A 9,662-nucleotide genomic window follows, 5' to 3' on the forward strand; every position below is an offset into this window, starting at 1 on the left:
CAGCGCGAACGCCTGGAAACAGCTCGGCATCGCGCCGCTCCCCCGCAAGGCCCCCTGGAAGCTGTCCACGGGGGCCGCGTGGCGTGACCTGCCGGAGCGGTACGGGCCGTGGAAGACGGTCTATGAACGTTTCCGGCACTGGTCCGCCGACGGCACCTGGACCGCCTCCTGGCGCACGTCCAGCAGCACTCCGACGCCGTCGGAGCTGTCGACTGGACGTTCGTGTGCGTGGACTCGACCACGATCCGGGCCCATCAGCATGCGGCTGGAGCCCGAAAAGGGGCCCAGGGAAGGCGAAGCCCTCGGCCGGTCACGCGGCGGGCTGACCAGCAAGATCCGCCTCGCCTGCGACGGACAGGGCCGGCCACTCGCCTTCACCCTGACCGGCGGGAACGTGAACGACTGCACGCAGTTCGAGCCGGTGATGGCCCGGATCGCTGTCAGGCGGCCGGGTCCGGGCAGGCCCCGGACCGCCCCGACCGCGTGGACAAGGGCTACCCGGCCCGCAGAATCCGCGCCTACCTGCGCAGGCGCGGCATCGCCGCGACCATCCCGGAGCGGATCGACCAGATCAACGGACGCATCCGCCGCGGCGAATCACTCTGCCGCCTCGACCGCACCGCCTACCGCAGGCGCAACCTGATCGAGCGCTGCTTCAGCCGACTCAAACAGAACCGGGCCCTTGCCACCCGCTACGACCATGGTCACCCTCGCCTGCCTCCGGCTCTGGCTCCAAGACTTTCCGGACGCAATCAGCGCCGGCATCGCCGCCGAGGTCTACCAGCTCACCGCCTTCGGACGAAGAGCGCAGCGACGGGCTGGGCAGCACGCGGCGCTGGACGCATGGGGTGAGGGCCGTCTGCCCTCCCCCTTCAGCGAGGCTGAATATCGCCCACCTCCACGGCTTCTCTGAGTGATTCTGATCACTTGCGCGAGCGTCTGGAGTGGTGATCTGCCACGTATATGACTGACTGTCACCGACGATCCCCCCTTCCGGCCACAGCGACAGGCTTCGCATTTTCGGACGAACTTGTGAGTCTCCTGTGCGTCCGGATAGGACTTGCGTCACCGATCAACTCTGGGGGGACACTTACGGTGCGTATCACCCGTCCATTCGTCATATCCATGGCGATCACCATGACTGTGCTCGCGGGCACAGAGCAGGCCGCTCTGGCGGCCGAACGCTGGACCGAGTCCAGATCCGGCCTAGCTGCCGGCGAGAGACCCGAGCAGGGCTGGGGGTCGGCCCGCGGGCGCGGGCACAACGCCTCCGGTGACGCTACGGACGCCGCTGCGTCCGGCGGCCGCACCGGCGCGCTGAGGGCTCCCGGAGAGCTCGCGCCGGATTCCGGCAACACCCGGCTGAAGCTGGGGAGCACCGCCAAGGTGCCGCTGCCTTCGTACCGAACGGTCCCGTCCCCGCGGCGGGCCGCACCCGAGGGCTTCGATCCCAAGGCCAGTTCGGAAGTGCCCGGGAAGCGAGCCGCCGACGCGCGCACGTTCGCCAATCCGGACGGCACCTTCACGACCCGCTACTACAACGAGCGGGTCAACTTCCTCGGGCACGACGGCACGTGGAAGGCCACCGACACACGGCTGACGAAGTCGTCGCCGCTGGGGCTGAACGAGGAGACCCCGGGCGCCGGCTGGCAGGCGAAGTCGACCGAGGACACGGTCTACTTCTCGGAATTCGCCGATGCAGAAACGTTTGTGCGCCTGGGGGTCGACGACACCAAGGCAGTCGGCTACTCGATCGAAGGCGCGGCCCGTTCACGGGGCCGGGTGGCCGGCAGCGCGATCACGTACCCGGACGTCCGTCCCTCGACGGACGTGGAACTGATCGCCGGCAGTGACTCCGTGAAGGAGACGCTGATCCTGAAGGACAGTGCCGCGCCGACCGAATGGCGTTTCCCGCTGGCCCTGAAGGGCCTGACGGCGAAGCTCGACGAGCACGGCGGCATCGTCTTCGACGACGCGGCGGGCCGTCGGCAGGGATGGATGCCCGCCGGCTGGATGGAGGACTCCAGGAAGGCGCCGAACTCCGACGAGGGCGCCATCTCCTCCGGTGTCACCTACGGTCTCGCACACGAAGGCTCCCGCCAAGTCCTCGTCGTCAAGCTGGACAAGAAGTGGCTCTCTGCCCCCGAACGGGTTTTCCCCGTGAAGGTCGACCCCTCCGTGAACGGTCTGGAAGCGGCCTCCGGCACGTACGTCGAGTCGCCGTACAACCAGAACTTCTCCAGTGACACCGCCCTCAAGGTCGGCACCTACGACGGCGGCAGCCACAAGGCGGCCTCGTTCCTGAAGTTCGGCGGCCTGGACACCACCCTCAAGAACGCATACGTCATCAATGCGAATCTGAGCCTGTACAACACCTACTCCTACTCCTGCACCGCACGGCCGGTGACGGTCCACGAGATCACCTCCAACTGGTCCGAGGGCAGCACCAACAGCTACCCCGGTCCGGCCACCGGCGGTGCGCTGGGCTCCAAGTCCTTCGCGCACGCTTGGCGCCCGGACGGTTCGACGAGCTGGCCCTGCGGCGCCGCCGCGTGGGAGTCGATCCCGCTCGGCGAGTCCGGCCGCAAGCTGGTCGACGACTGGACGCACGGCCGGAAGCCCAACTACGGCCTGGCCGTGAAGGCGGCGACGAACGACTCCTACAGTTGGAAGAAGTTCGGTTCGGACAACTACCCCGGCGGCAAGCCCAGTCTTGATGTCACCTGGTCGAAGTACGGAGCCGCCTACGGCCTCGGTGGTTTCGTCCAGCCACCGACGGCCACCAGCGAGGGTGCCTTCAAGGTCACCGTCACCAACCAGGGTCAGCAGACCTGGGGCAGGACCAGCAACTACAAGCTGCGCTACGACCTGTTCGACGCCAACGGCAACAAGGTGGGCGGCGACTACTGGAGCAAGATCCGGTGGACGCCGATGCCCTACGACGTCGCACCCGGTGCCTCGGCCACTGTCGACGCCAAGATCGCCCCGCTGGCCCCCGGGACGTACACGATCCAGTGGACCATGGACGAGTACGGCGTGCGGAGCTTCGTCGACGACGGAGTTCCGGGCCCGACCGTGCGCTTCGACGCGGTCAACGCCCCGCCGTACCTGACGGGCGCGGCCCCGCCGAGCGGCATGGTCGTCGACACCCTCACCCCGACGCTCTGGGCGAGGGCCACGGACCAGGACAAATCCCCCAGCGCGCTGACCTACCAGTTCGAGGTCTGTGAGGTCGAGGGCAAGGACGTCCGGAAGAACTGCCGCGGCAACACGCATGCGCCTTCCGAAAGCTGGACGGTTCCGGCCGGCTGGCTCACCTGGGCCAAGACGTATGCCTGGTACGCCTACGCGAACGACGGCAAGGACCAGTCGGCGCGGACCGCGCCGTCGATCCTGACCACGCAGGTCCCGCAGCCCGTCATCACCTCCCACCTGGGCGGCGCGGACAGCGGGCGCCCCTTCGGCGAGCGGGCCGGCAACTACGCCACCGCCGCCACGGACGCGGCCGTGGCGAGTGCGGGCCCCGAGCTCGCGGTCACCCGCACCTACAACTCGCAGGACCCGCGCACCGCCAACGCCTTCGGCGCCGGCTGGGCGACCCGCTGGGACATGCGGGCCGTCGCAGAGCCCGACGGCAGCGTCGTGATCACCCTCGAGAGCGGCAGCCAGGTCCGCTTCGGCCGCAACGCCGACGGCACCTACAGCGCGCCGTCCGGTTCGGTGGGCGTACTGACCGCCGTCACCGGCGGAGGCTGGACGCTGCGCGATGCGGCGGCCACCCTTCACACCTTCGATGCGACCGGCCGCCTGACCAAGGTCAAGGACGGCCACGGCCGCGAGCAGCTCCTCACGTACACGTCCGGCAAGCTGACCAAGGCCACCGACGCGCTGTCGAAGCGCGCGCTGACCTTCACCTGGAGCGGCGCGCACGTCGCCTCGGTGTCCACCGACGCCGTCGGCCCGCTCGCCCCGGCGCTCAAGTGGTCGTACACGTACACCGGCGACCAGCTGACCAAGGTCTGCCCGCCCGATTCGACCACCGCGTGCTCGACGTACGAGTACACGGCCGGCTCGCACTACCGGGGCATGGTGCAGGACGCCGGCCCGGTGGGCTACTGGCGGCTGAACGAGACCGAGGGCGAGACCGCGGCCAGTGAGGCGGTCTCCCGCACGGGCATGAACGCCGGCCACTACCGCGATGTGACCCTCGGCGCCGCGGGCGCGCTGGGCGCGACCGGCAACAAGGCGGTGTCCTTCAACGGCACCACCTCCTATGTCGAACTCCCGGAATCCACGCTGTCCTCGTCGACCGTGCTGTCGGTGGAGCTGTGGTTCAAGACGGACAAGCCGAACGGCGTGCTCGTCGGATTCCAGGACGACCCGCTGGGCCCGACGCACCCCAACGTCTACAACCCGGTCCTGGCCATCGACTCCGCGGGCAAGCTGCGCGGCGCCTTCGAGAAGTCGGACGGCGGGCTCGTCCCGATGACCTCCACCGCCGTGGTCACCGACAACACCTGGCACCACGCGGCCATCACCAGCACCGGAACCGGTCAGACGCTCTACCTCGACGGCACGGCCGTTGGCACGCTCGCCGGTCCGGTCAACCACTCCAGCAAGACCTTCACCTATCTGGGCGGCGGCTTCACCGACCAGAGCTGGGACGGCGCCGGGACCTACGGAACCCGCTACTACCAGGGGCTGATGGACGAGGTCGCGGTCTACCACCGCGCACTCGACGCGGGCGCGGTCAAGGCCCGTTTCGCCGCCCGTACCGGATCGTCGAAGCTGACCAAGGCCACCCTGCCGTCCGGCCGGGTGAGCGCCCAGGTCGAGTACGACGGTGACACCGGTCGTGCCAAGAAGGTCACTGACGAGCACGGCGGCGTCTGGCAGATCTCCGAGCCGCGGTACGCCGCCGGCTCGCAGGCGTACGGCGACGCCGTGCTGGCCTCGGGGCCGGTCAACTACTGGCGTTTCGGCGACAGCAGCGGCGCCGCGGCCACCGACGAGATATCCGCCGGCGGTAACGGCTCCTACCGCGACGGCGTCGCCCTCGGCGGCGTCGGCGCGTTCCTCGACGGCGACGACGGCGCGGTGACCCTCGACGGCAGCAAGGGCGCCGTCCAGGTGCCGAGCGAGGCCATCGCCGGGGCCACGTCCCTGTCCGTGGAGCTGTGGTTCCGCACGGACAAGCCGAGCGGCGTGCTGCTCGCCCTGCAGAACACCGAACTGGGCACCACTCCGCAGATGTGGAACCCCAGCCTGGTCATCGACGCGGAGGGCAAGCTGCGCGGCCACTTCTGGACCGGTCCCTCCGCGGGCTGGCCGGTCATGGGCGGCGTGAAGGTCACCGACAACAAGTGGCACCACACCGTGCTGACCGGTGGTCCCGCCGGGCAGTCGCTGTACCTCGACGGCGTGAAGCTGGGCTCGCAGTCCGGCGTGGTCAAGCCGGAGACCCTGAACTACGCCTACCTCGGCGGCGGGTACTCCAGCGAGGCCTGGGACGGCCAGGAGCGGGCCACCCGCTACTTCAGCGGTCAGCTCGACGAGGCCGCCTTCTACTCCAAGGAACTGGACGCCCAGACCGTCGCCGACCACTTCAAGGCCCGCAACAGGCTGGTCTCCGGCAACGGGAGCCAGTACGAGGGCGTCGTGATGGCGGACGCCCCGGCCGGCTACTGGCAGCTGGACGAGGCAAGCGGCACGACCGTCCGCAACAAGGTCGCCGCCGCAGGTGCCGACGGCACCTACACGAAGGCGACGCCGGGCAAGCCCGGCGCGTTCGGGTCCGGCGACCGCACCGCGGCCGAGTTCACGGGCGCCGGATGGGCCGAACTTCCCGGCGGACACCTGCCGAACACCGACCTGTCGGTCGAGCTGTGGTTCAAGACCACCAAGCCCGGCGTGCTCTTCAGCGACCAGGAGAAGCCGCTCCCGGACGCCGTGTCCTACGCGCCGGTCCTGTATGTGGGCTCGGACAACAAGCTCCACGGCCAGTACTTCACCCGAGGGGTGGCCGCGACCAACACCTCGCCGAACACGGTGACGGACAACGAGTGGCACCACGCGGTGGTCACAGCGCTGGGCGGAATCCAGACGCTGTACCTCGACGGAGCCCAGGTGGCCCAGGCCACCAACGTGCCGGTCACACACGAAACGAACAAGCTCGCGTACATCGGAGCCGGCTACACCAGCTGGTGGCCCGCGTCTCCGGGCGACGGCGTGCAGTACTTCACCGGCCAGATCGACGAGGTCGCGGTCTACCCGCGCACCCTCACCGGTGACCAGGTCGCCCGCCACTACGGCGCCCACGCCTACGCCTCGGGCTCCTCGCTGTCCTCGACGGTGACGGTCACCGACCCGACGGGCTCGAAGACGTCCAGCACCTTCGACGCGGTCCGCGGCCAGCGCCGCACCGCCTCGACGGACGCGGACGGCGGTGTCACCACCTACGCGTACGACACCGGCGGCTTCCTGCACACGGTCACCGACCCCAACGGTCACTCGACCATCACCGGCCACGACGAGCGCGGCAACACCGTCTCGACGACGACCTGCCGGGACGCCAACTCCTGCTGGACCTCCTTCGCGGAGTACTACCACAACGCGGCGGACAAGCTCGACCTGCGCAACGGCAAGCAGATCGCGCTCCGCGACGGCCGTTCCTCGGGACCTGCGGACAACCGCTACCGGACGACGACCTCGTACACGGCGCTCGGCCTGACCGACACGGTCACCTCGGTCGACGGCCGTACGGCGACGACCACCTACACCACGGGCACCGAGGCCGCGGTGGGCGGCGGAACCACCCCGGCGGGCCTGGTCGCCACCAAGAAGTCCACCGGCGGTGCCACGGTCTCGTACGCGTACTTCGCGAGCGGTGATCTGGCCAAGACGACGGCACCGTCAGGCGCCGTCACGACGTACACCTACGACGGCATCGGCCGGAAGCTGACCGAGACCCAGATCTCCGACGCCAACCCTGCCGGTGTCACCACCAGCTACGCCTACAACGCCATGTCCCGCCTCGTCGCGGAGACCGGCCCGGGCGTGAAGAACGAGATCACCGGCGTCACCCACACCGCCCGCATCAGCCGCACCTACGACGCGGACGGGCACCTGCTCACCGAATCCACGGAGGACACCACCGGCGGCGACGCCACCCGCACCACGACCTACCGCTACAACATCCACGGTCTCAACGACAGCGTGACGGACGCGGCCGGCAACGAGTCCACGTACAGCCACGACGCCCTGGGCCGCGTCATCAGTGCGACGGACCCCGCGGGCAACGTCGTCACGACCACGTACACCAAGCGCGGCCGGGTTGCCGAGTCGGTCCTGAAGAACTGGACCGGCGACCCGTCCGGCCAGACCCGCGACCTGGTCCTGGAATCGAGGGCCTACGACCCGGCGGGCCGCCTGGCCTCGACCACGGACGCGATGGGCGCCACGACCACCTTCGCCTACTACGACGACGGCCTGAAGGCCTCGGCGACGGCAAAGCAGGTCACCCAGTCCGACGGCACCAAGAAGGACATCCTCCTGGAGTCGACGGTCTACGACGGCGCGGGTCACGCGACGTCCCACACCACGAGCGGTGGCCGCACGACCGTGAACACGGTCGACGCGCTCGGCCGCGTCACCCGTTCGGCCTTCGACCCGAACGGTCTGAACAAGGTCTCCACCTTTGCGTACGACGCGGAGGACCGGCTCACCGAGCAGACCCAGTCCATCGACGGCACCGGCAAGAAGATCACGTCCACCACCGAGTACGACGCGGTGGGCAACCCGACGAAGCAGACCGTCACCGACGGCACCGCCACCCGGGTCTCGTCGGCCACCTTCGACCAGCGGGGCCTCCCGCTCACCCAGACCAGCCCGCGCGGCATCACCAGCACGGGCCGGTTCGACGAGCTGGGCCGCCTGGTCGAGCAGACCGCGCCGCAGGTGCAGGCCGAGGAGAACGGAGGTGCGGCCGCGGCCGTCACCCCCAAGACCCTCGTCGGCTACAACACCTTCGGCGAGGCCACCGAGTCGCGTGACCCGCGTGGTCTGGTGACGAAGACGGAGACCGACAAGCTCGGCCGGACCGTCGCGCTCACGCTGCCCGACTACATCCCGCCGGGCGCCACCGTGGCCATCACCGCAGTGTCGCGCACGACGTACGACAAGCTCGGCAACGTCGCCTCCACCACCGACCCACTCGGCCGTTCCCGCTCCTACGGGTACGACCAACTGGGCAACCTGATCCGCTCGACGGACCCGGCGGTCGGTGGGGCGCAGGGCCTTCAGGCCCCGGGTGCCACCGCCTTCGACGGCACGTCCACGGACCTGTCCGGCGGCGGCGTCTCCACCTACACCTGGACCCCGACCGGTCTGCCGCTCTCCGCGACCGACCCGACAGGAGCACGCACCGAGGCCACCTACGACGAACTGGGCCGCAAGCTCACCGCCACCACGGTGGAGCGCAAGCCCACCCTGCAGAACCTCGTCTCCCGTTTCACCTGGGACGACGGCGGCAACCAGACCGCCTCGACCACGCCCGGTGGACGCCGGACCACCGCTACCCATGACAAGGCCGGCCAGGTTCTGACCGTCACCGACCCGCTCGGCGGCGTCACGCGGGCGGCGTACGACGGCCTCGGCCGGCAGACCGAGAGCAAGGACGCGACCGGCCGCAAGACGGTCACCGCGTACGACCTCATGGGCAAGCCGACGTCCGTGGCGGACTACGGCACGGGCACGACCGCCCTGCGTACGGTCTCCACCGAGTACGACGCCGACGGAAACGTCACTGCATCCGTCTCGGCCGACGGCGCGCGCCGCACGTACACCTACGACGCGCTGGGACGGACGACCAGGCAGGTCGAGCCGGTCACCGCGACCGACTCGATCACGACGACCTTCGGCTACGACGCGGCGGGCAACCGCACCCGCCTGACCGACGGCCGCGGCAAGTCCACGTACTACACGTTCAACACGTGGGGCCTGCCCGAGTCCACGATCGAACCGGCCACCACCCAGCACTGGAACGCCGACGTCCGTACCTGGACGAACGTCTACGACGCGACCGGGCAGCTCGTCACCGAGCTGTTGCCGGGCAACGTCAAGCGTCAGAAGACGTACGACGCCCTGGGGCGCCTGACCGCCGAGACCGGCTCCGGCACCGCCGTGGCCACCCGACCGCGCTCGCTCTCCTACGACCTCGCCGGCCGTCTGACCGGCGTGGGCGGCGACGGGGTCACCGCGGGCAACACCTACTCCTACAACGACCGCGGCCAGCTGCTCTCCACCGACGGCCCCGGCGGCACCTCGTCCTACGCGTACGACGCGGACGGCAAGATGACCTCCCGAACGGACGCGGCGGGCGCGACGGCCTTCACCTACGACCAGGCCGGGCGTCTCGACACCACGACCGACCCGCTCACCGGCACCCAGGTGCGCAGCGACTACGACGCGGCCGGGCGACCGACCGTCGAGGAATACGCACGCCCGGCGGCCGGCGGCACGTGGACGATCGGCTCCAAGCGCTCGTACACCTACGACAGCCTGGGCCGCCTCGCGGACGACAGCATCAAGAAGACCAGCGGGGGCACCCAAGTCCAGGGCACGGCCTACGAGTACGACCTCGACAACCGGCTGGTCAAGAAGAC

The 9,662-nt window shown here is 69.7% G+C and carries 1 protein-coding gene and 1 pseudogene; both read left to right on the plus strand.

Annotated elements, in window-relative coordinates:
* Nucleotides 1–55 precede the first annotated feature (55 nt).
* Nucleotides 56–733 (plus strand): annotated as a pseudogene (locus ACFY7C_RS36605) (IS5 family transposase); the annotation flags it as partial.
* A gap of 404 nt (nucleotides 734–1,137) precedes the next feature.
* On the plus strand, nucleotides 1,138–9,662 hold an 8,525-nt coding region (locus ACFY7C_RS36610), incomplete at its 3' end, for a LamG-like jellyroll fold domain-containing protein (RefSeq protein ID WP_389659931.1).

Origin of the sequence: Streptomyces sp. NPDC012769 (assembly GCF_042901205.1) — a bacterium.
Taxonomy (GTDB): Bacteria; Actinomycetota; Actinomycetes; order Streptomycetales; family Streptomycetaceae; genus Streptomyces.